At 39.2% G+C, this 23,453-nt stretch carries 16 protein-coding genes and 2 pseudogenes; 3 read left to right on the top strand and 15 right to left on the bottom strand.

The window, feature by feature from the left end; all coding sequences use genetic code 11:
* Positions 1–147: 147 nt before the first annotated feature.
* Entirely contained in the window at positions 148–1,017 is an 870-nt protein-coding gene (locus QFZ72_RS06815; RefSeq protein ID WP_307431119.1) for a LysR family transcriptional regulator, read from the bottom strand.
* 126 nt (positions 1,018–1,143) lie between these two features.
* Between QFZ72_RS06815 and QFZ72_RS06810 the strand changes: the two genes are divergently transcribed.
* On the top strand, positions 1,144–1,683 hold the full coding sequence (locus QFZ72_RS06810; protein ID WP_307431117.1) for a prolyl-tRNA synthetase associated domain-containing protein: 540 nt from the start codon (positions 1,144–1,146) through the stop codon (positions 1,681–1,683).
* A 129-nt stretch (positions 1,684–1,812) separates the two neighbouring features.
* The gene (locus tag QFZ72_RS06805; RefSeq protein ID WP_307431114.1) at positions 1,813–2,751 is read left to right on the top strand and encodes a DMT family transporter; all 939 of its coding nucleotides are present in this window, start codon (positions 1,813–1,815) and stop codon (positions 2,749–2,751) included.
* 789 nt (positions 2,752–3,540) lie between these two features.
* Here the strand turns inward: QFZ72_RS06805 and QFZ72_RS06800 are convergent.
* A pseudogene (locus QFZ72_RS06800) lies at positions 3,541–4,348 on the bottom strand (IS110 family transposase); the annotation flags it as partial.
* A 501-nt stretch (positions 4,349–4,849) separates the two neighbouring features.
* Positions 4,850–4,966, bottom strand: a pseudogene (locus QFZ72_RS06795) (SDR family oxidoreductase); the annotation flags it as partial.
* A gap of 78 nt (positions 4,967–5,044) precedes the next feature.
* Between QFZ72_RS06795 and QFZ72_RS06790 the strand changes: the two are divergent.
* Complete coding sequence (locus QFZ72_RS06790) at positions 5,045–6,037, top strand: zinc-dependent alcohol dehydrogenase family protein (RefSeq protein WP_307431111.1); 993 nt, start codon at positions 5,045–5,047, stop codon at positions 6,035–6,037.
* A 1,031-nt stretch (positions 6,038–7,068) separates the two neighbouring features.
* Here QFZ72_RS06790 and QFZ72_RS06785 read toward each other — a convergent pair.
* The 12 genes from QFZ72_RS06785 to hutH form a co-directional block, all read right to left on the bottom strand.
* Positions 7,069–7,365: a hypothetical protein gene (locus QFZ72_RS06785; RefSeq protein ID WP_307431108.1), complete on the bottom strand. Its 297-nt coding sequence runs from the start codon at positions 7,363–7,365 to the stop codon at positions 7,069–7,071.
* Positions 7,366–7,785: 420 nt separating this feature from the next.
* Positions 7,786–8,172 carry an SRPBCC family protein gene (locus tag QFZ72_RS06780; protein ID WP_307439628.1) on the bottom strand — a complete coding sequence of 129 codons (387 nt, stop codon included), beginning with the start codon at positions 8,170–8,172 and terminating at the stop codon, positions 7,786–7,788.
* A gap of 127 nt (positions 8,173–8,299) precedes the next feature.
* Positions 8,300–10,030, bottom strand: coding sequence for a M28 family peptidase (locus tag QFZ72_RS06775; protein WP_307431105.1), 1,731 nt, complete (start codon positions 10,028–10,030; stop codon positions 8,300–8,302).
* Between the two features lie 53 nt (positions 10,031–10,083).
* Positions 10,084–11,520: a YfcC family protein gene (locus QFZ72_RS06770; protein ID WP_307431103.1), complete on the bottom strand. Its 1,437-nt coding sequence runs from the start codon at positions 11,518–11,520 to the stop codon at positions 10,084–10,086.
* Positions 11,521–11,562: 42 nt separating this feature from the next.
* The gene (locus QFZ72_RS06765) at positions 11,563–12,759 is read right to left on the bottom strand and encodes a M20 family metallopeptidase (RefSeq protein WP_307431100.1); all 1,197 of its coding nucleotides are present in this window, start codon (positions 12,757–12,759) and stop codon (positions 11,563–11,565) included.
* A gap of 211 nt (positions 12,760–12,970) precedes the next feature.
* Positions 12,971–13,861, bottom strand: coding sequence for a LysR family transcriptional regulator (locus QFZ72_RS06760; RefSeq protein ID WP_307431098.1), 891 nt, complete (start codon positions 13,859–13,861; stop codon positions 12,971–12,973).
* 310 nt (positions 13,862–14,171) lie between these two features.
* Entirely contained in the window at positions 14,172–15,743 is a 1,572-nt protein-coding gene (locus tag QFZ72_RS06755; protein ID WP_307431095.1) for a SagB family peptide dehydrogenase, read from the bottom strand.
* 24 nt (positions 15,744–15,767) lie between these two features.
* Positions 15,768–17,708, bottom strand: coding sequence for a TOMM precursor leader peptide-binding protein (locus tag QFZ72_RS06750; RefSeq protein WP_307431093.1), 1,941 nt, complete (start codon positions 17,706–17,708; stop codon positions 15,768–15,770).
* Positions 17,705–19,636 carry a putative thiazole-containing bacteriocin maturation protein gene (locus QFZ72_RS06745; RefSeq protein ID WP_307431090.1) on the bottom strand — a complete coding sequence of 644 codons (1,932 nt, stop codon included), beginning with the start codon at positions 19,634–19,636 and terminating at the stop codon, positions 17,705–17,707. Before QFZ72_RS06745 ends, QFZ72_RS06750 begins: the two co-directional genes overlap by 4 nt.
* A gap of 158 nt (positions 19,637–19,794) precedes the next feature.
* Positions 19,795–20,073 (bottom strand): heterocycloanthracin/sonorensin family bacteriocin, encoded by a 279-nt coding sequence (locus QFZ72_RS06740; protein ID WP_307431088.1) that lies wholly within the window; start codon positions 20,071–20,073, stop codon positions 19,795–19,797.
* Between the two features lie 402 nt (positions 20,074–20,475).
* Positions 20,476–21,765, bottom strand: coding sequence for a YjiH family protein (locus tag QFZ72_RS06735; protein WP_307439626.1), 1,290 nt, complete (start codon positions 21,763–21,765; stop codon positions 20,476–20,478).
* A gap of 146 nt (positions 21,766–21,911) precedes the next feature.
* Positions 21,912–23,450 carry a histidine ammonia-lyase gene (gene hutH, locus QFZ72_RS06730; RefSeq protein ID WP_307431081.1) on the bottom strand — a complete coding sequence of 513 codons (1,539 nt, stop codon included), beginning with the start codon at positions 23,448–23,450 and terminating at the stop codon, positions 21,912–21,914.
* Positions 23,451–23,453: the final 3 nt, after the last annotated feature.

Here is a 23,453-nt window from a genome sequence, read left to right as displayed (position 1 = left end):
TGCGAAAAAAAACATGCATTGTTGCCTGTCTGAATATTTTCTTCAGTATCATAAAAGGTTCGGACCAGAGTATAGGCGCGAACCATGATTTGAAATATTTCGAACAGACTGTCATGTGTATTTTACATTCTGATCCATCATACTTATTCACTCTCTGTTCCTATATGATAAATATTCTAAGAATTTCTTGGACGCAAGGGAAAGTGATTTTTGCTCTCTCGTAGCTATACCAATATTTCTAAAAGCAGGAATTTCAAGCTCTTTCGCTATAATTTTGTGAGGAATACGCTGTAAAATCAATTCTGGTAATATACTGATTCCAAGCCCGTTTTCCACCATAGACATAATTGCATAGTCATCCCATGTTGTAAAATTAACTTGCGGTGAAATATGATGCATCTCAAAAATTTCAGAGATTTCTGCTTTTGCTCCCTTTTCCAATAGCATAAACGGACTATTCAGTAAGTCGTTGATTGGAAACTTTTCGCAATTAGCAAGAGGATGATTTAGCGGAATCACTACCAGCAAACGGTCTTGCTCCACAAAGATAGTTTCTAATTCTGGTTTTGACGGTAGCCGCACAAATCCGAAGTCAACACGTCCATTTAGAATCCAGCTTTCAATTTCTGTATAATCACCAAGTAGAAGTTCAAAATCTATCTTTGGGTAATCCTTCTTAAAAATTCTAATAATGTTAGGGAGCCAATGGGTTGCTACACTAGAAAATGTCCCAATACGAATCATCCCAGTCTGCATATCGTGTAAGTCTTCGATCAGCCTCATTAAGAATTCATGCTCATTACAGATTCTCTTTAATTGGGGCAGTAACTTTAAGCCATCCGAGGTTAAACTGATACCGGCACGTCCTCTTTCAAAAAGAGAAACCCCCCATTCCTTTTCTAAATCGTTAATCATACGACTGATCCCAGACTGTGTATAGTCCAATGCTTCGGCAGCTTTTGTAAAGCTACCGAATTCTACTACTTTTATAAATGCCATATATTTTTGGATATTCATACTCTTTTCCTTTTCCATCTGTTTTTGTCATGCATTTCATGATAAATATTCGTTTTTGTAATACATGTGAACATGATATGTTATTACTATCAAAAATTCAAGTTAGGAAAGGAAAGGGATATATAGATGTTTTTTGTGAGTGATATTATGAAAAAATCACCAGATACCTATAATTCTCCGCTACAAGAAATGGTCTACGAATCATTGACAAAGTTACAGATTTCATTTGAACGAGTAAATACAGATGAAGCAATTTCGATGGAGGACTGTATCGAGATCAATCAAAAATTGGATATGAAAATGGTAAAAACGCTGTTCCTCTGCAATAGTAAAAAGACAAAGTTTTATTTATTTATAACTACCGTAGATAAGCCATTCAAATCAAAAGATTTTAGCAATGCACTCGACATTTCACGCGTATCCTTTGCTCCTGCGGATCTGATGGAAAGTATTCTGGATGTAAAAATCGGTGCTGCTACTGTATTTGGTGTTTTAATGGACAAGGAAAATCTTGTGCAGGTTGTTTTTGATAAGGATGTGCTATTGGAAGAGTGGTATGGATGTAGTGATGGAACGACAACCGGATATATGAAGGTCAAAACAAAGCTGATCGTCAATAACTTCCTAACCTATGCAAAGCACATTCCGACAGTAATCGAAATGTAAAATTCAGAAAAAGAATGGTGATTAATTACTTTATTTTAAAAACAGGTTAATAATCTGCGAAATATAAGCTGTTTCGCAGATTATTAGGAGTAGACGATGAAATCTAAAAGGTTCAAAGGAGGGAAGTTTGTGGATCAAAAGCGATTATTACTAATTTATGGTTTAGTATTTTTTGTCACAGCAATTTGGGGACTTAATATGGTTATAATTAAAGTATTGGTGGAAGAATTACCTCCACAAACCATGACGGCATTTCGAATTATGATGGCTGGGATTACAGCATTAATCATAATCGTTCTTGGAAAATCCTTTCGTCGTTTATCGAAAAGAGAATGGATTTATACACTACTTGGAATGTTATTTGGTGTCATTCTACATCACTTGCTTATAGCAGTAGGTTTAACAATGATTGATGCTTCGAATGCTTCTTTAATTCTTGCATTAGTTCCGCTTTCAACAGCAATACTCGCTGTCCTTTTTTTAGGTGAACAATTAACTAAATTGCGAACGATAGGTTTTATTCTTGCATTAACTGGTGTCTTTTTTATTCAAGGTGGTTCATTCAGTAATATGCAATTGTCTCAAGGAGAATTGATTTTATTTATTGCTATGTTCGTCCAAGCCATTAGTTTTATTTTTGTAAAAAAGGCAACAGCAACTCTCGATTCAAAACAGGTAACAACAATAATGTACTTATTAGGTTCAATAGGTTTGTTGATTATTAGTTTTATAACTGAACCTAAAGGATTCAATGAAATGACTTCAGCCTCTTTATTTATTTACTTTTTATTTATTGTGTCAGGGGTAGTGGCAACAGGTGTGGGGTATATAGTTTTTAATGCAGCGATTCAGCAGATAGGAGCAGGGAAAACAGTCATATTTAATAACTTTGTTCCTTTTTTTGGTCTTGTGTTCTCCGCACTTTTCTTAAATGAAACCATTACAGCTTCACAATTGATTGGATTTGTGTTTATTGTAGCTGGAGTTCTATTTGGGACAGGTTATATTGAAAAACTATGGGCGAAAAAGCATAATCGGATTAATAATACAAAAAAGAGTGTAGGATAATATACACTTTTTCCTAGTATTAGCAATTGGAGGTTCTTATTTCTTAACCTTACGTAGATAGATTGTTATGATATTAATAAACTACTTACTATCAATTTTTATCTGTACTTGCATCAAAACTCGGTCTTTCAAGATTGTAAGCCTGTCAAAAAAGAAATTATTGCTTTAATGCAACTATTAGGTGGAGAAGCAATACACGCATATAAATCACCTCAAAGGGTATTTTCTCCGCCTACTTCTTTATTATTCCACTAAACTCCCTCTATAAAGAAAGGAATAACTCTGGATTTCTAGCTTTTTCTTAAGATTTCATTAGGATTTATTTTAATTAGACATCAAAGTCATGGAAGTAAGTTGAAAGTATGGTTATTTTTGGTGCGTTAGAGAAAAAAAGTCCTTAACTACCTAACCACTCCTATCCAAAAAGTGGTTACCTAGTTAAAGTATGGTTGCACTGGTGGATGTCCACATGTCTCATGGAGGTCAACCCTCCCATATCTCACAGAGTCTACGCTCCAAAATTCCTTCGTCCAACCTTTCCATGAGGTGGATGTCAGTGATGCTGCCCGACAGGATCAAAGTCCGTACTTTAATTGTTTTACTGACTAATCCGTGCTTCAAATGTCTAAATAATAATCCTAAATAAAACCTTTTGAATATTAACTAATGAACCCTAAGCTGCTTTCAGTAAAGGAGCCATATGAGGAATATCCTTCAACATTCTATCTTCACTAAATTCACATTGTTTTGTACCAATCGTAAAAAGAATACGTATCAGCTTATTACATATAGTTCTTCGAACTTTTCATTTATTAACTCATACTTGTCTAGTAAAGTGCGAAGCTCTAATTTAGCCATCCTTGAACCTTCACGAATACCGATAGAGTACCCGTTTAAGTTCCTGAATTTTACTGAGTCCAACCGCACGTTTTACAGCCTTTCTGAGGTGAATTAGGATCTCTTGTTCCGAGACTATCTCTAACTCATGTGGTAATACGTTTAACTTTAATAATTGTAATGCTGCTTTTCCTTCCCAATCCTTAAACACTGTAAGGAATTCAGGAAAATATCGATCTAACCAGTTATGAATTTGCCCCTGCACAGCTTGTAAGTCAACAAATAAGAGATCGCGTATTTTCCTTGCCACACGAAGTTCTGCATAAACTCCTTGTGGAATATTAGGTTCGGCATATCTCCCATCTTTGACTAGTTGTGCAATGACTTTAGCGTCCTTCACATCATTTTTGGTTGGAGAATTATCATCTAATTCTTTAGATTTCTTCACATGCATAGGATTTACAACTACAAACTTTATCTCCTCTTCTTTCAGAAAATGAGCGAGGTTGAGCCAATAATGACCTGTCGGCTCCATTCCTATTATCGCCTGTTCCATGCCGTTCTGTTCCATCAAATGTTTTATCCAGCCTAAAAAGAGTTCAAAATGATCTTTGGTGTTCTCAAAGTGACAAGGTGTTCCAAACTCTAGTCCTCTAAAATCTTGAGCACGAGCTACATGCTTGTACTTCGCAATATCTACACCTACAATTAGTGTTTGAGAAGTTATTTGAGCAATCTTTTCATTTTGGTTATAATTCATATTGAAGGCCTCCTGGTATATATGTTTTGTCCTTTTCGCTGGCCAGCTTCAGGACACTCATATCTTACCAAGAGGTTTATTTTTTGTTCAAATCCCATTTTTCTTCATTACAGGAATGCTGCCAGTTAGTTTAAGTGTAACCCTTCACAATCTCCATTTCATTCTAATTGATCTTCTCCAATCTGGCCCGATTGGAAATGAGGTTGACCGTGCGTAATGTCCAAAGAGTAAGACTGAGACAAGCTTATGGTTTTATAAAGTCCCACGCACTCGTACGTCCTACCTTGCCTTCTGATATAAATTGTTCTATTAAAAAAGGTCAACCAGTAAAATAACTGGCTAACCTTATAATACAAACGCACCTGTTTGTTGATTAAATACTTACTTAAAAGTTAAATGATAGAACATACAACGCTTCTATATTGAATTTTAAAACTAACCAGCATCCTCGTTATCACTCATAATTTGGATGAAAGGGATCTCAGTGGTTGATACCATTATTTATCCGCGCGATTTTCCACCTGAAATATTAACGGTTGTACCTGTAATATAACTAGAACGGTCTGAAGCTAGATAAGTGACCAATTCCCCAATTTCATCCAATTTACCAGGTCGTCCATATTGAAGTAAAGGGCAGGTTATTGAAGATGATATAATTAAATAAATCCGGATTTATATTAAGGAGACTTTATTGTTTTGAATGCGAAATGTATTAAATTCTATGAATTTGGTAGTCCTAAAAATGTATTAAAAGTTGAATATAAACGCATAGAACCACCAAAAGATAATGAAGTCATTGTTCGAATGTTAGCACGACCTATAAATCCTTCTGACTTAATACCAATTAGAGGGGCATATTCCCATCGGATTTCTTTACCGAATATTCCTGGTTATGAAGGAGTTGGTATTGTAGAAGAAGTAGGTCCTTTAGTTTCTAAAAATCTTATCGGGAAACGTGTTTTACCTTTACGTGGGGAAGGCACTTGGCAAGAACTTGTTAAGTCATCAGCAGAATTTGCAGTTCCTATACCGGATTCTATTGATGATTTTACTGCATCACAAATGTATATCAATCCAATTACAGCGTGGGTGACTTGTACGGAATTTTTAAAATTAAGACGGAATGATGTTTTGTTGGTTAATGCGTGTGGTTCTTCTATTGGGCATATTTTTGCTCAATTATCGAAAATATTAGGTTTTCGACTAATTGCAGTCACTAGAAATAATAAATATACAGATGACTTACTTCATCTTGGTGCGTCTTATGTAATAGATACCTCTTATGTTTCACTCTATGAAACAGTTATGGAATTAACTAATGGAATTGGTGCGGATGCTGCTATTGATTCTGTTGGAGGTTCATCTGGAAACGACTTGGCTTTTTGTGTGCACCCTAATGGCAATTTTTTAACCATCGGTCTTTTATCAGGGATACAAGTAAACTGGGCAGATATTGTAAATACAGCAAAAGTTAATGCTAATATGTTTCATTTACGGAATTGGAATAAAAATGTCTCCGTAAATAAATGGCAAGAAACCTTTAGTCGTTTGATAAGGCTAATAGATGAGCAAAAATTAAGTTTGATGATGGCAGATTCTAAGTATGACTTGTCTAATATAAAAACGGCTATTGATGTTGTTGAATCTTCTAAAGAGACCAAAGGGAAAGTATTTTTAACAAGCTACTGAGTTAATTCTTCTTCAATTAACGGGTGCTTATCTTTAATAAGAAAATATAATGATCTTCCATAATCGGGGGCTTTATGGTGAAATCAGGATAAGTTAGGAGTAAGAAAAAGGGAGATGGTGATGGATTGGTTTTGATTAATGGAACAATCGGGGGCGATTGTTGAACAATAAGCAGTTGCTTTTTTACTAAACAGATCAGAATAATTCTATAAATGATTGGATGTAAATTATTAAGAAACCCAGCTACCTTCACAAGAGAAGATTAGCTGGGTTTTTAAAGTTGGATGTGCAAGATAACACTTAAAATAAGCGCAAATTATCAAACAAAGTGACATTCCGTGTATTTTTTTAGTGGAAATTAGTCTAAAAGATAGTCTGTAACAAAAGGTATAAAAGATTGTTAATTTATAGACAAAAGGAGTTTAATTAGGAAGATTGGTTATGCGAGAGTAAGTACAGTTGAACGAACACCTGAAGTAGAGAAAGAGCAAAATCAAGGTAAACACATGGGTCGTCCTTCACAACCGAGAAAAAATATAGCAAAAGCTCTACGATTATATAATAGTAGAAATACGAATGAATTAAGATTGTGAAACTCACTGGTACCTAGCAACTTTATATGTGGAAATTTAAAAAAACGTGCAATAACCTAGAATAGTTGTTGCACGTTTTGAATGTCTCAACAGTCTTTTACCTTGTTTAATGAATTTCTCCTATAGAAGGGGATTTTTAAACTTCCATTATTTCGCAAACCTTTCTTGCCAGCCTCACCTATTATTGGTGGTTTTTTCTTTCATCTAAGGAAATACATTTGTTCCTTTTAGTACGTCCGGCTTTAATTTATAATCTCACATATTCTAATATAGGTATAACTCAGAAGTATTAAAGTACAAATACCGAAAAAACCCGTCTCTTAATGGAGAGTTTTTTTAACTTAGTCAGATGTACACTCCTTAATTTCATCCTGCAGACCGCCTAATGTAAAAAGAAGATCCCAACCATTAACTGGTTGAGGATCTTCTTTTTTATGACTAAAAAACCCTAAGTTGATGCTTAGTCTTTTCAAACTTTAGTCTTGCTTGATAATAAACTTCTATAAGGTTACTTATTTTTAATTTGATTTCTTCTACATTGCCATCACAATTTGAAATTACCTGTTCAATATTGCAGTGAAGGAATTCACTTAGAAGATTGTTTATTCTTTCGCTGTAAACATCTTTAAAGTATTTTGTAGAACCAAATTCGACTTTTTCCTGCTCTTTTTCAAATGTGAACAAATGAGGCAGCTCAATTTCTTCAATTGAAACGCTTTTTATTTCTTTATCCATGCAATCTCCCCCTTCGTAAACAGTACCATTAAGAATATGAAGGGGAGGATATCTTTATAACCTAAGATTTGACTATAAAATTGGAAACTGAAGGATCACATCTTGATTCTTCACCACAATTTCATTTGGATCAATATCGTTTTTCTTTTTTTTATTTTTAGCCCGCTTCACAAAAAATGTTATGATATAAATCCCCGCTAGGAACAGGATTATACCCAATAAAAGCGGAGCTGTATTACATCCATTAATCCCACACCAATCTTAAATTTGTCTATTGTCATTGGCTGTTTTACAATTTTTATACAAATTAATGTGAAATTTTACGAATTCAGATTGTATAAGTGACTACACAGTTTCATCCTTATATGCAATAAAAAAAGCCAACAAGTATTTGTCGACTTCATCCTATTGTATGAATGTTTAAGACCTTTCCTTCACACGTACATCCAACTGTTCAAGTACAATTGGCCAAGCTTCTTTGTGTTGAGCCCTTGACTCATCATCTGGAAACCCTGCGTGTGTAAGACGCAGGTTAGTTCCGTCTCCATTTGGTTCAAACTCGACTTTGACAACTGTTTCAGCACCCTTTGTTCCCCCGGCCCCAGTAACCCATGTAAGTTCTACAAGCCGGTCTTCCTCAATCCTTAAAAACCTTCCATAATGGGGGTGACGTTTTCCCTCAAATGAAGTCTCAAAATAGAAAACCGTGTTGATTTCTCCTTGCATTATAACGCTGCCCGGTGCAGCGAACCAGATGTCAAACTGTTTCGTCCATGCTTTGAACAGAACCTCGGGTGATGAATCCATTACTCGTTCTACCGACAAAGAAAATGGTCTTAATGATAGATCAGGAATAGAAATTGACAATTTCGTTTCATCCTCTCGCATTACGTTTCATTCCAATTATGAGCTTGTAATTTTCAGGCATGTCAAATCAGTGAATCACAGACTTTATATAATCATCAATCTTCCAGCATGCCTCTCTTACTTCATTCACAAAACGATTACTTTGCCTGACATAATAAGTCTTTGTAAACAAAAAATCTTCTGATGATATATTGCCCGAGTAGATATTTTTCACTTTTGCTAAACCTGGATATGGGTGAAATGGAAAGGTATTATCAAATTCATACTTGCTGGAATAAGAAAACATTAGTCTATTTAATGTTCCAGCAACTGCTTTTAACATGTTGTTATATGCATCAGCATGTACAATTTCAGTTTCTGAGAGTGTTTTTACTTGTTCAGTCAGTAAATTGAGGGCTTCATGAATCGGTGTAAAATCAAATTGCTCATCTGAATTTCTATCCATTTCTTCGATGATTTTTCTGCCATTATGGACAAATGCTGTTAGATTAATCGGCAGAATTTCCAAATTGACTAGTTCATGGACAAGCGAAGCATGCATCTTCGTATCTCTCATTAATAGCTCTAAATCTATTTTGTCATACAAATCTTCCTCTGTATGCCACCACCAATTACCGCCAGGAGTTTTGTAGACTTTATCCGTTTCATTCGGTTCATACTTAAACTGAATGTGAATCGGGACATTCGTCCCCCAAAAGGATTGGTCTGCCCCGCGAGGGAGGTATGCGAAATGATTTGGCTTTTTACCTGTAAAATAAGAGATAATGTTTTCTGGTAATCTTTCATCCTCGATGGAGCTTGACCTTGGTATGACATTGATTCCCCCCATGGTTCCAGGGAAATCCACATTGATGTGTGCCATACACTTTTCATTGATTTCATGCCAAAAATGATCACAATACCATGTAGAACCTGCATATCTTCCATTTGAATGTCCGGGCCACCATGCCAATTTGATCCCTCGAGTCAAATCTCCTTTTTTATTTGAGAATATCCGTGCCAATTCAAGCAATAATGCATTCCCGCCAGCATTATCGGTTGCGCCTTTATGCCATGAATCGTAATGACCTGAGACTAAAATGTATTGATCTGCCTTACCTGGTATCGATGCAATCGGTAAACTGACTCGTTTGATTCCAGTCTGTACGACCGTTTTCACGACAACTTTGATTTCTTCTTTTTGCATATGTTCCAATAATTGAATTCCATCGTGATAAGTAATCCCAACGACAGGTATTTTTGTTAACTGATCCACATTTTCAATTGTAGGCGTTCCCCATACTGCTCCAACCGTTTCTTCATGGATGACCTTTTCAGGTGATGGCCAAATATGAATTAAACCCTTCGCACCAGCACTCTCAATTTTCTTGACGTAATCCTCATAAAAATTCCAGCTGACAACAATCTTCCCTTGTAAATTTGTATAACGATCAATTGTACCCGCACCGTTATAACGTTTTTCACTATAGAAGTCATAAACGGCTTTTCCTTCGATGCCTTCTGGACAATGAAGGCTAAATGATCGTGATTTTGCCTTTACGCTAAAAATATCTGAAGAAATCACATGGACTTCTCCATGTATTGGATCACTGAAATAGCCATCAAATTCATATCGCTCATAATGCACGCCAAACTTGTTCAGCTGTTCTAAAATATAATCAGCAGCTGCTTCTGCCTCTTTTTTACCACTTAATCTTTCCCATTGGGTCAACGCTTTTACATGCTGATCCAATTGTTCTTTCTTTATCAATTGGATCAGGGCAGCATATTCTGAGGGATTGAATTTATAATTATCCAAATTTATCCACCCTTTACTTTCGTACAGAATTCATATTAGACATGTACCAATTTTTAATATTGAATAAAATCTGCAAACAAAACAAATCCAGCCCCAATGACCATCCAAATCAACAGCAGCGGCCAGAAAAATTTGACCCAATCCTGATATTTAATTTTTGAAACAGCCAAACTTCCCATTAGCATAGCAGAAGTAGGAAGGATACAATTTGATAGGCCGTCTCCTAATTGAAAAATCAAAACCGTCGTTTGTCTTGTTACATTAATTAAATCAGCGAGCGGTACTAAAATTGGCATGGTTGTTGCAGCTTGTCCTGTTCCAGAAGTAATAAAAATGTTCATGATGTTTTGCACGATATAGATCCCTAAAACTTGGATCTGAGTTGGTAAATGAGCTATTGAGGTAAACAATCCATTAACTACAGAATCAATAATAGCTCCCTGCTCTAAGACGACAACAACCCCTTTGGCAATTCCGACGATAAAGGCGCCAAATGTAATTTCCTTTGCTCCAATAACAAACTCACTGGCAATTTTACTGGGTCCATACTTTGCTAAAAATCCGACAATAATTCCTAATGATAAGAAAAACGCTGCAAGCTCCTCCATCCACCAGCCTTTGCTGGAGACACCCCAAATTAAGACGCCGAAACCTGCAACCACAGCAATGATTGTTAAATAATGAGCTATTTTTATTTGTGGTAAAGAGGCTATTAAATCTGTTCTTCCCATCCCTTCTTCTATTTCAAGTTCATAAGAAAAGCTGAGGGAAGGATCTTTTTTCACCTTTTTGGCATAGCGAATAATATAAGCACTTGTAACAGCTAATAAAATGACTAATAATATAGCCCGCAGCCACATTCCAGAAAACAATGGAATCTCAGCAATCGATTGGGCAATTCCTACGTTAAATGGATTTAAGAGCCCTGCTGTAAACCCGCTTGCAGCACCTAACATAACCATCGCAGTTCCTGTTACCGCATCATATCCCAACGATCTTGCTATCGCAATTCCGATAGGCACAAACGCCATCACTTCTGCGGACATTCCCATTGTAAAACCACCGACAGAAAATAAAGCCAGGAAAATAGGGATGATAACGAGCCCGCGATTCATAAAGGCTTTTCCGACCCTAGCTGTTACTGCTTCAATCGTTCCTGTTGAATTAATAATTTGGAACACTCCGCCAATAATAAATATGAAAAAAACTGTATCGCTGGCACTGGTCAGTCCTTGAACAATGGCTAATGGTACGTCGATGATACTTACCGGATCTTGTTCAACGGAATGAAACGTATTTTCAACAACAACCGTGTTGCCCGTTTCTTTATCCTCAACTCGATCAAATTCACCTGCCGGCAAAATATACGTTAATAGCGCACAAATTAAAATAATAAAAACAATAATGACAAGTGTATGCGGCATTTTAATAAAGCTTGCAAATTTCGATGGAGGTTTTGATTTAGGTTCGATTGTTGTCTTTGTATTCAATAGTAAAACCACCTTTCATAGTTTTTTTATTTCAACCAGTTCTTATTTAGATTGCTTTTTCTTCTTCCACTCTTCAAATTCTTTTCGGATCGCCTGAAAATATGACTGATTGCAGCATACGTCATAAGCCGTCATTGCTAATGTTTTTGCTGCTTTATTTAAGCCCTGCATGCCAGCCTCTGACTTAGCAGCTTCAACAAATTCGGGAGTATGAGTGATCGCATCATCCGTTATTTTGATATATGGATGGATCGCAGCTGTTACTTGTCCGACATTTCCAATGTCAGACGAACCAATGCCTCCTTTTTTGGGCGGTTCGATGACTTCTTCACCTAACAGTTCCAAATTCTCTTTAAATAGGGAGGCTAAGGTTTTATTATTATTTCGTTCCGCATAGACGAGACCCTCTGTTATTTCGAGCTTTGCACCCACAGCCTCTGCAGCATGGCGAGCAGCTGCGTATACCTTGCCGCGAACAATAGTAAGATCTTCAACGGTCTCAGCTCTAAGTAAAAATTCAGCTTCACAATAGTCTGGTACAACATTTGTTGCTTCTCCGCCTTTTGTGATAATTCCATGAATTCTAACATCATCTTTGAAAAATTGTCTCAATGAGTTTACGGCAACAAAAGTGTTAATGACTGCATCGAGAGCACTAATTCCTTTTTCTGGAGCAGAAGATGCGTGCGCAGATTTTCCAAAATATTTAAATGTTGCATCGACACATGCTAATCCGCCGCGAAGCACCATTGATTGTTTTTGCGGATGGCACATCATTGCCGCATCTACCTCATCAAATACCCCGTCTTGAACCATTAAGATTTTGCCTCCGCCTTCTTCTTCAGCAGGTGTGCCTAATACGACAATTTTCCCTTGCAGATTTGGATGAGCAGCCTTTAATGCTAAAGCTGCACCTACCGCAGATGTTCCAATAATATTATGGCCGCACCCATGGCCGAGTCCTTTTAGGGCATCGTATTCAGCTAATATGGCAACTGTAGGTCCGCCAGGTTGTCCTTCCCATGTTGCTCTAAACGATGTTTCCAGATTAGCTATTCCTTTTTCAATTGCAAAGCCAGCTTTTTTTAAAGGCTCTGTCAACCATGCCATCGCTTGATATTCATAAAAACTAAGTTCAGGATTCGCATGAATCTTTAACGATAATTCACGCAGCTCAAGGTCAAGAGCATCTACTGCCGCTTGAATTGCCTTTTTCCCTTCTATTTCATCGAAATTCATAAATATACAACTCCTTCAACATTCAGAAAATTCATTATTTTTTATTCATTTTACTTTCCTACGAACTATAAGTACACATAATGTTTTTTTGGTTATTTATAAAATTTTTTTATAGTATAAATATACAAGTTCGAAATGCTTTATTAATTACTATTACGAAATATTAAATATAAAAAAGAGAACACCACATGCAGTGTTCTCTTTCTCATTTTTAATATCTTTTCTTTATATAATTTACAATTGTCGAGACTGTCGCTAATTGCAAGGAGGATTGGCGATAGATCATCCATGTTCTTCTTTTCAGTTCCTGACCGTCTTTAAGAATTAAATCATGACTTGTTAATTCATCCATTTCGTGAATAAATGCCCTTGGTATAATTGCATACCCAAGTCCTTTTTTTACCATTTCTTTACACGTCTCATAACTGTCTACTTGCATGGAAATAAACGGCGGTTGATCGTATCGTTCATCCCACCAGCGATCTATGCTTTTATCTAATGGATTAGATGATACATTTTTATATTTTTTTAAAACGGCTGGCTCTTTTCGATTAATCATCGGGTAGTTAGGAAGTTGATCTAAATCCATTTCATTCTTAGAGATAAGGCAAATATTTTCTTCATTAAGAAGATACTTTTGATCTGACCAATTATAATCCCCTTTTACTATAGCAACATCAATTTCCCCTTCTATGAGCAAATCGATCATTTCCGTACTAAAGCCTGTATCCACATTTACATGAACTTTTGGATATTGGTTCATTAAATATTCTAAAATCGAAGGCAATTCGTATAGACCAAAGTTGCTGCTCACGCCTATTTTAAAATTCCCCTGCACTTCATTTCCCATATTCAGCAAGTATTCTTTCGTACTGCGCAAGTCAGTAATCATTTTTTTCGCATACCCGACTATATATTCACCAGCAGGTGTTATTTTAATATTTTTCCCATTCTTTGAGAAGATCTGAATCTGAAACTCCTTTTCAATTTGCCGCAATCGATAGGTCAAAGCTGGCTGCGTCATATAAAAATGTTCTGCAGCTTTTGTTAAATTCGGATCCTTATACAAATACTGCAAAATCAGACAATCCTTCTCATCCAAAACATTCACCTGCCCTATAGTTTATATAGATATTTAATAAGCTATCTTCTATTTAAACATAGAGTGAGGGTGCTGTCTTTATCTTATGTATTAACCTTGATTAAAGGAACGAATAACTTCGTGTGAAGATTTTACAAGTTTAATAGAAGCAATTTTCTTGTATATCTTAACATTTGATCTGCAAGTCTCAACGTGTTACGAAAAGAACCACCTATCAGGTCAATGATAGATGGTTTTTTCATTTATTCCATTTCAGCATTGACCCTGCAGACATTTTAACCGTTGAAAATATCTTCATTCTCTCCATAACTTAGCTTTGTAAACTCCCCTGTAACCAAGGACGAGGCCGATAGGGACCGATCGGAATTTGGATCAGGCTGGTTTTTCCTTGATTATCCATCTTATATATCTCATCACTCAATTTCGCATCAAATCCTAGTAGTGGATGTCCTCCCATCTCAAGGGCTGAGGCGACTAACAGTAATCGCTGCACGAGCATACCCGCTTCCATTTGCTGAATACGATATCCTCTGTACCCCAGTTCCGATATGAAGTGATCTTTATCGCCTGCCACATGAAAGCAGAGCGGCACTTGGAACAAATTCACATTTCCTCCTGACATTCCGTATTGTAAATTGATTCGATGATCACCGAGATCTGCCTGTCGCAAAGCATGATCAGCGCTATCATATTGATAAGCACCATCCGGAATTCCTTCAACATTATTCAGACATCCATACAGTGATACACGTGACTCGAGCTTCTTATGTGGTTCATCCAAATCATTACGATACAAGTATGCGGACGTTGCTTCCTGCAGAAGAGTCGCAAGCTCCGATTGACTGACCTTTCCAAAAATGAAATCCATGTCCGGTGAAAATCGCTTTTGACATACCGACGCCAGATCATACGATAATCGCTTCATATGAGGGAGAGTTATCACTTGACTCTCAACATTCAAATTCTCCCTCGCCTTTATTTGCCTAAACGTTTGTGTTGATTCTAGCATGGACGCTTCATTCATCTTCGTTAACATCGGAAACGTCTTGATCCTCTGTGATTGGACGTAGTAATTAGTTTGAATCGCTTGCAGCTCTCGACACAGCTCAGCAGCAGATACAAGCTCATCTCTGCCGCTCCCATTAGTAAACCAGCTCGTAGGTTCCACTGTCAGCGGGATAACTGCATACACACTCTCTTTTTCTTCGATTAGTCCAAGCAGATGGTTGATCGCCCGATCCAGATATTGAAAGTACACCCCCGAAGCAAAACCAAACCGTTTTGCTACTTCCAATAACTGTCCAATCAGCACCCCGGCATCTAACCCTTGCAGACGGTAGGCAAAGTTATTGTATTTATAGAAGTTTTTCCAAAACATTGTCGACACAAAAACGGTACCAAAACAAGCGGACACTTCACAGCGATTACCAAGAGCCTTGGCTATATATGAATCGAAATTGCCTTCTCGCAACAGTACCAAGCGATGGTGTGCCACATCATAATGGTAAACACCAACAGGCAAATCCTCCATCTTCAGATACACATACAATTCGTTTGGATATAACGCCCCGCCGGAAGGAACAAACCGCCGATTCGACTGCATTAGTTCCGGTGCCTGATCTGCAGTGGGAAAAGCCGACTGGGAAAATTGAGTAAGGCCGAATACATACCAGAGAAAGTGACTGATTCTCCGAAGGTTAGGCTGTTCTGGTTCTTCCCATTCTTCAAGCGTCAGCGGTACTTCCAGTGATAATGAAAAAACAGGCAAGCCACGGTAAATCTTATATGGAAGCGGTGCATCTTCCCAATCCACTTCCCAGTCCGCTGGGCTTGCCTTGTCGATTTCAAAATGCAGATTGTGCAGAAATGTATCGAGACCCATCCTCCTGCCCCTCCTAGGTACCGTTTATGGAAACGGATGTGGATGTGGATTGAGCTGTTCAAGTGTGAGCGGCTGCTTGGTATATCCAAGTTCCATTGGTACCCTCAGCACCCTCTCAAGCCCTGTTACTCTCGTAAGGTGATGTCCGAATGTCATTGGCAGCATCCCTGGAATCAGCACTTTCACGCAATACAGTCCGTTTCGTTTCGTTTCCGATGTTGACTGATCCACCACAATCACATCGAGGTTCAATCGACGAAACTTCTGAAGAATGTCCTGCAGGTCATCGGTCAGATCTGCATGAGTTGACTTCCACTTGAATTCCTCATCAAACGACCGCAACGGACGATTATCGTCCAGCAAAAACTGCAGGCGCTCTTGCGCTTGCGGCAAACCGTACAGCATGCCATGATCATCCATCTTCTCTACCAAGGAAGAATCTTGCAGCATTCGCACAAACTCATCCTGATTCGTTTCTAATTTCTCATCAAGCGTCAGCATCATGGCAGCCAACTCGTGAACCGTGCTTTTCACCGCCCGTACTGGATCCAGATGAGCTCCGGCTGCACAGATGATATTCAATCCCTTTTGCTTCCTGTTTTTTGCCATCGCCCAAACGCTTGGAATTCCGTGCTCCATCGTCGAGTTATAAAAATGCAGATCATATCCCCCCACTGCCCGCACACGGTCGATCATTAACAGCAATTCTTGATCATTAGCCGAATAAGGGTCAAGACGCGGGAGAGGCAGCTCTGCGTACCAAGTCATCAGGAACGAATCACGTTCCACCACTTCCAAAATACCGTAGAAAATGGCTTCCTCCAAACTTCCTCCTAATGCGCATCCGTTGGAAGTTTCATAGACAAATCCATGTCCGCACCCCAAGCTGTAATAGGCAAGCAGCTCAGGAACCAAAATTGGACGCTCTTGCAAAAACGAATAGCCCCATACCCAATTTATTGGACGATCAGGGTTAAACTGTTCAAATGGAAAACCAGGCCGGGCATACTGATCCTTCGCGTGCACTCCTACATTAATAGGATTGAGCGCTTGGTCTTTCAGATTACGGTAACTATCATAGACCACCGTCCGCTTTCCACGGGGCGTTATACCGCAGGACCGCTCCAAGCCCTCCAAAATAGCAGTTAACTCACTTACTGCGTATGAATGAGTCCGGCCTGCTACTCCCTCGTCCCCTGAGAATAACGGCAAATTTACACCTACATCAGCAAAAGGCGGTACTAGGTCATACATTTTCCCATTCAAAATGCCCGTCCGGTGATCCAGATAGTCTTTAACCAGAACTTTACTTAGATCGTCCATCGAACGGCAGCGGTAACTGCCTTCCATTTTTGGACTTGGTTTTAGTGAGATTCGGGCCGCGTCCGGTGAATCATCAGGTAATTGACTGCAAACCGGACATAACGGATCGGGCAGAAAAGGATGCCATGAACTCTTCAATGTTTTTAGATTGAGTAAAAATACCCGTCCTTCCGAGTGCGCCTCATCACCTTGCAAGATCCTCTGAACCTCCGCCTCAAGCAGATAGGCGATCTGCATAAGCCCCGTGCTCGATGCCCACGCGTCACGCGGCATTCCTCCGCCCGCAGCCAGCCTCTGCCCAATTTCCCACATCTCTTTACGGTCTCGTCCTGCCATGAGATGCCGCATGTCTGCACATTGGGAGCACCCCTGTGTATCCGGGCGAACCAGTGGTCCTACCACGCCTTCTCCAAATGAGACGAATCCTCGCAGCCAAGGAATACCGGCTGGACGCAACACTTCTTCAGCTTTTTGATGAATGGAATGATTCCAGGCATCGTGCAGCACTAGAACTAAATCAGTCGCTTCAGGTACTCCTGCCTCGAAATCAATATGACGAACTACCTGGTATTGTGCTGATAATTCTTCACACAAGTGGTCAGCTAACATTCCTTCTCCGATAACCACTACGACTGCACTCACCGGGATTCCTCCTCTCGTAACAACGTACCATACACACCTACCAGTTCCTTTTTCAAAAATGGTTCCCATTCAAGTTCGAAAACCAAGATTCGCTTGCGGTTCCGTTTTAGGACCTGCATTGCGGACTGCAAAACCTCGGATATTTCTTCACTCGTACGGATTACAAGTCTTTGTGGTGCCGTTTCTGCGAGAAACACGGACGAATCCGGTAACGCTTGTGCCGATTGATTTTTTCCATTCATCAGCGCCTGTTGCAGCGCTTTTTGCAGCGCCATTGTTGTATTCAAATCTACACTGCCATACCAGCGATCATTCGTGCCGACCCATACAACAGGGAAACCGGAGACTTCCTTTCCCAAACCGATGATCGGTGCCCCCTGCATGGTGGTCAGTGCCTGTAAATAATACCGGCAACGTTCATCTTCTATATCGCTTAACTGCACCCGGGAGACAACGTTCTTCTGATTGGCCAGTTGTTTGTACAGTTCCGCTGTTAAACACTTTTGCAATCCGCGGCAAACGCCTTCTGCAATTGTTTCTCCCGCTCCAACACCAACAATTTTCCCGGATTCTACTTTCTGTCTTAGAGGAAGAGCGGCAACGAGAACATCGGCCATTTGAGACACATACGCTTCCATTCCAGATAGACCCGCTTCCCTCCGTGCCTTCTCATGTGTCAGTTCTGTACAGACAATGCTCGGCAGAAGCTCTGCAGGTCCCACAGACAACGGGTCAACTGCCTGTACGCGGCACTGTGCTAACGGTAACTGCTTTAAATCCTCCTCTTCTAAAATATGAAAAATACCTGATTCCGCTGATGTCAAATGGCTTAAATACAGAAGCAGCCCGCCAAGCTCCCCTTTGCCCGAACTCTGTTTGAGCCCCAAATCTAAATCTCGAATCCATTCAGCTGTAATACGTCCGGTCACAAGCGGATGAGGCATGAAATCATGCCAATTTCCTTCCAGCGTCTCCGGATCAAGCAGGAAGAATTGATTCCTCTGTTCTGATTCAGTAACTCCCGTAACGTTTTTAAACAATTCAAACACGATCACATTGGCCAACATCGCTCCTGCTGTGGAAGTGAAACTTTGTAATTGCTCATCTTTGCCAAACACTGATTCGTGTATGCTGCGCCACGCAGACTCCCAGCATCCTTCAGAGTCTGGATGAACCAGAGGACCTGCCAGACCCACCTGGTGCAGAAATATAGCAGGGAGCAACAGCTTTTTCTCTTCCCTGCAAATCCTGTGAAGAGTTCGCAGTTCCTCTACATTGCCTTCCTGCGACACATACAAAATCGAATCAAACGACTTCACGATCTCCCGCCAAGAACTTTCCCCCTCATTTTTCAGGATGACCTCTTCTACTGCTACCTCGGGGTCCGTTTTACGGGCATGTACCGCCAATTCTTCTAACCGCATCCGATTGGTCGGTACTGAGTCCATTATCAGTACATGAAACTTGGGCAATCCAGATTCAACCAACGAAGAAACCAACGAGACAAAAAAAGGGCCAGAGCCGACCGCCAACACTTTGGCCTGACGATAGGCTTGAAAACGGTACGCACCTGAATCGCCGAAACTTTCTAAAAATTCAATTTGAGAAGCATACTTTTTAAGAACTTGATCCGCCAATTGATGAGGACGGTCTTGACTTACATCCCGAACAAACCCATTTTTATACAGCACTTCTGCAATTTCATATACACGATCTCGATATTGGCCCGGCAATCCGTTTGTCAAATTCCCCAAGGTGTACTCTCCATTAAACATTGGCATCAGCTTGTTTACCCACTGATCAATCGTACTGCCTGTCATATGGAATGAACTTACATTATTTCGAAAATAAACACCGCTGTTTGGATCAGGGAGAAAAAAAGTGTCCCTTTTCACTTTCAGACGCATAGAAGGGTTCAAATTTGTCATTCCGCTCCTCCTTACCCAGCTGTCCTCAAATCTATAGCATCATTTTTCATTTCACTATAAGCCTATGTACCGTAATTTGTCTCTTATGTCTAATCTTTAAAGAGAAAAACCCCTGCAATTCTGCAGGGGCTTTTCTCCTTAGATCACTTATACGAAAATTATCGACCGCCGCAGCGACCACCGCAGCGACCGCCGCAGCGACCACCGCAATTTCCACCGCATCTAAAGCAATTAGAGCAGCGAAAACAATTAAAGCAGCGAAAACAATTAAAGCAGCGAAAACAATTAAAACAGTTAAAACAATTAAAGCAGCTAAAAAAGAATCCAAATTGTCGATCTTGATTCATATAAGATTGGTTTTGATCCCAATAAGTAGCCTCGTTCGCCTGGAAATCACCAACATTCAACGATTGAAGTTCATTTTGGAAATTATTCATTTTTCATACCTCCGTATTTTAATTAATCAGGTTTACCAACAAAGAACGAAAAAACAACTGTGTAACAGGAGAGAGACTCGACTAATACTTTTCTCAACAAAATATGAACACTGCTTGGGTATTGTTCCTGATTCAAATACCTATTTTATTCGATTTAAAATTGGTGCCAGCCCGCCTATGCTAGGATAAAAGCAATCGTTCGCTTGATGAACCATGAATAAAAATAAAACAATAAAATGGAGCCTGGTGCCAATATATTAAAAGGCAACCTAATTCAAACACTATATATAATCAGAATATTTCGTCATAATAGAAAAAGCTCTAATTTGCCACATGGATAAAATCCAGTTTTAAATTAAAGCTAAGACATTTATCTTATTTAGTTTTTAATAATATTGTTGGTTAGAGCAATAAATAAGCAAGAGGGGTTACTAAGATTAAAGTTAAAATTGTGCGTTCCAGCCAGATAAGAAGAAGCTTTGGTATGCTAATTGGAATCTCAGTCGAAAGAATACAAGGAATAGTGGCTGAGAAAAACAAAATGGAAGAAACGGATACAACAGCAATGATGAACTTCGTCACTAAAGGGGCATCTACTACTAGAAGAGCTGGCAAGAACATCTCAGCGATTTCAATCGCTGAAGCTTTCGCAGCCAACAGTGGCTCAGGTATCTGCAAAGCCCATGTAATCGGATAAAATATATAACCAATCCAATCAAAAACTGGTGTGAACTCCGCCAGAATCAAGCCAATTAGTCCAACTGACAGTATAGACGGCAAAATACTCATTGTCATAATAAATCCGTCTTTTAAGTTCTCCCATATATTTCTCCAAATGCTCAACGAGTTTTCCGCAGCTTCCATAGCACTTTTCCAGGCATTTTGCAGAAACTTTTCTTTAATAACTTCTTCAGGTTCTCCTTTTTCAGTGTAATAATCATCACTCATTTTACTAAGGGGATATATATGCACTGTAATAGCAGTAACAAGGAAGGTGACAACAAGCGATACCCAGAAATAAAGATTCCACTTATCCATAATCCCAAGCGTTTTTGCAATAACAATCATGAATGTTGCAGAAACAGTAGAAAATCCAGTCGCGATAATAGCCGCTTCCTTAATTGTATACTTGCCTTCTTTAAATACACGGTTTGTAATCAGCAGACCAATTGAATAGCTTCCAACAAAGGAAGCTACAGCATCCACCGCGGAACGGCCAGGTGTTTTCCAGATTGGACGCATGATTGGCTGCACGAGTACACCAATAAATTCGAGCAAGCCATACCCTACGAGCAATGCTAAAAATACAGAACCAATAGGGACAACAAGCCCTACCGGTATGACCAGCTTTTCAAACAGGAAGGGTCCCATGTTCGGTGCCATCAACCATGCAGGACCGATTTTAAAAACAATCATAAAAGCAACAAAGACCCCCAATACCTTCAAGAAAGAAAAAACCATACTAACTTTATCTTTCTTCCAGCTCTTTACTGCAAACGGATAAATTGCACCAAGTAAAATAACAATAAGCACATAGATCGGAACAAAGGAAGGGAACGATTGCTTGATCCATGTCGTCATATGATCAAGTGAGATCGAAGAAACCCCATTTATGGAAATCGGAATAAAGAACATAAAGATACCAATCAAACTAAATCCAATAAATTTCGTTATATTGGAGATAGAGTACATGGCAGTTTTTTGCGGCTTTAAGTCAGTTCCTGGATTTGGAGCAATCATATACAGTCCTCCTCTAAAATGAAGTTTGCCTGATAAATCAACACCAAAAGAATAATATATTGCCAGTTTTTCCAGCTTCAGCAATGTGAATCAAATCTTTAAACCTGTAAAGGACCGATTTTATCCTCTACGTGTTTTACAATTTCTGCTGAATGAATAAGCTCCTCAGCTTTACGCATGTCTTTATATAAAATTCTGTCCTCCTCAAGGCGCGGGACATATTTCCTGAACAAATCGCAGGCTGCTTTTGTTCCTGCCCCAGGCTGCAACGGCTTAAGGAATTCAATTCCCTGGCAGCTGCACATCCATTCGATTCCAATCACTTTTTCTGTATTAGCGATTACTTTCAGCGCCTTTAAAGCCGCCGATGTTCCCATGCTTACATGGTCTTCCTGTCCCCCCGATGTCGAAATGGAATCCACAGACGACGGATGTGAAAAAACCTTATTGTTAGAAACCAATGCCGCCGCAATATATTGCGGAATCATAAAACCCGAGTTAAGCCCGCTTTGCTCGATCAAAAAAGGCGGCAGCCCGCTATATTCAGGAGAGACGAGTCTAAAGATTCTTCGCTCTGAAATATTCGCCAATTCCGATAAAGAGATTGCCAGAAAGTCTAAGGCTAAGGCTACCGCTTCCCCATGACAATTGGAAGAGGATATCGCTCTTGCACCATCTTGATCATTAAACACCAACGGATTATCTGTGGCTGAATTCATTTCTCTCTCTACTACTGTCCGTACGTAATCAACATTGTCTTTACAAGCTCCATGAACTTGTGGAATGGACCTTATACTAAGAGCATCTTGGAGGCGATAATCTTTAAATCTTTCAGCGATCTCACTGTTTTCTATCAGCTTATGAATATTATCAGTTGTCTTTCTTTGTCCAGGATGACGTTTTACTTGACTAATTTTTGGATCAAAGGCATAGTATGTTCCTTTCAATGCCTCAAAACTGATCATCGATACAATGTCTGCTGCCTTAAGAACATGAATAGCATCATAAACTGCCAGAGCGCCAATTGCGGTCATATCTACCGTGCCGTTAATCAAAGAAAGACCTTCCTTTTCATGCAGTTCAATTGGCCTGATTAAAGCCTTTTTTAAAGCTGTTTCGCCATCCACCAGTATGCCTTGATAATAGGCTTCACCTATGCCCAAAAGGACCAAGCTGATATGTGCCTGATGATTTAAGTAACCTAAGGAACCTTCTCTGGGGACAAATGGTATGACCTCTTTATTCACCATCTCTACTAATCTCTCTACCGTTTCAAGTCTTACTCCAGAATAACCATGAGAGAAATTTTTAATCATCATGACCATGATGGCCCTTACGACTTCCTTCTCCAACGGATCTCCCATACCGCAAGCATGGCTCATAATTAATTTTTTTTGCAGCTCTCTGGACTCAGAGACTGAAATTCTAATTTTTGAATTCTCCCCTACTCCGGTCGTAATGCCATAAATCACTCTGTTTTCAGCCACAAAACCATCGACTAATGCTCGTCCTTGCTTAATTTTTTGTTTAATACTTTCTGAAAGCTCCAAAGGCAAGTTATATCTGGCCACTGAAATGAGTTCTTCAATCGTAAAATCCTCTTCTGTGATTGTGACTCTGTTTTGTGTCTTTATCATAAA

The organism is Bacillus sp. V2I10 (assembly GCF_030817055.1).
In the GTDB taxonomy this organism is placed as follows: Bacteria; Bacillota; Bacilli; order Bacillales; family Bacillaceae; genus Bacillus_P.
The sequence above is the reverse complement of the archived record's forward strand: the minus strand, read 5'-3'. Positions and strand labels throughout refer to the sequence as shown.

What these genes read in the sequence shown, in the direction of transcription:
- QFZ72_RS06815 (WP_307431119.1), bottom strand. Translation starts at nt 1,017, where the DNA reads ATGAATATCCAAAAATATATGGCATTTATAAAAGTAGTAGAATTCGGT.
- QFZ72_RS06810 (WP_307431117.1), top strand. Translation starts at nt 1,144, where the DNA reads ATGTTTTTTGTGAGTGATATTATGAAAAAATCACCAGATACCTATAAT.
- QFZ72_RS06785 (WP_307431108.1), bottom strand. Translation starts at nt 7,365, where the DNA reads ATGGATAAAGAAATAAAAAGCGTTTCAATTGAAGAAATTGAGCTGCCT.
- QFZ72_RS06780 (WP_307439628.1), bottom strand. Translation starts at nt 8,172, where the DNA reads ATGGATTCATCACCCGAGGTTCTGTTCAAAGCATGGACGAAACAGTTT.
- QFZ72_RS06765 (WP_307431100.1), bottom strand. Translation starts at nt 12,759, where the DNA reads ATGAATTTCGATGAAATAGAAGGGAAAAAGGCAATTCAAGCGGCAGTA.
- QFZ72_RS06755 (WP_307431095.1), bottom strand. Translation starts at nt 15,743, where the DNA reads ATGGGTCTCGATACATTTCTGCACAATCTGCATTTTGAAATCGACAAG.
- QFZ72_RS06745 (WP_307431090.1), bottom strand. Translation starts at nt 19,636, where the DNA reads ATGACAAATTTGAACCCTTCTATGCGTCTGAAAGTGAAAAGGGACACT.
- QFZ72_RS06740 (WP_307431088.1), bottom strand. Translation starts at nt 20,073, where the DNA reads ATGAATAATTTCCAAAATGAACTTCAATCGTTGAATGTTGGTGATTTC.
- QFZ72_RS06735 (WP_307439626.1), bottom strand. Translation starts at nt 21,765, where the DNA reads ATGTACTCTATCTCCAATATAACGAAATTTATTGGATTTAGTTTGATT.
- hutH (WP_307431081.1), bottom strand. Translation starts at nt 23,450, where the DNA reads ATGATAAAGACACAAAACAGAGTCACAATCACAGAAGAGGATTTTACG.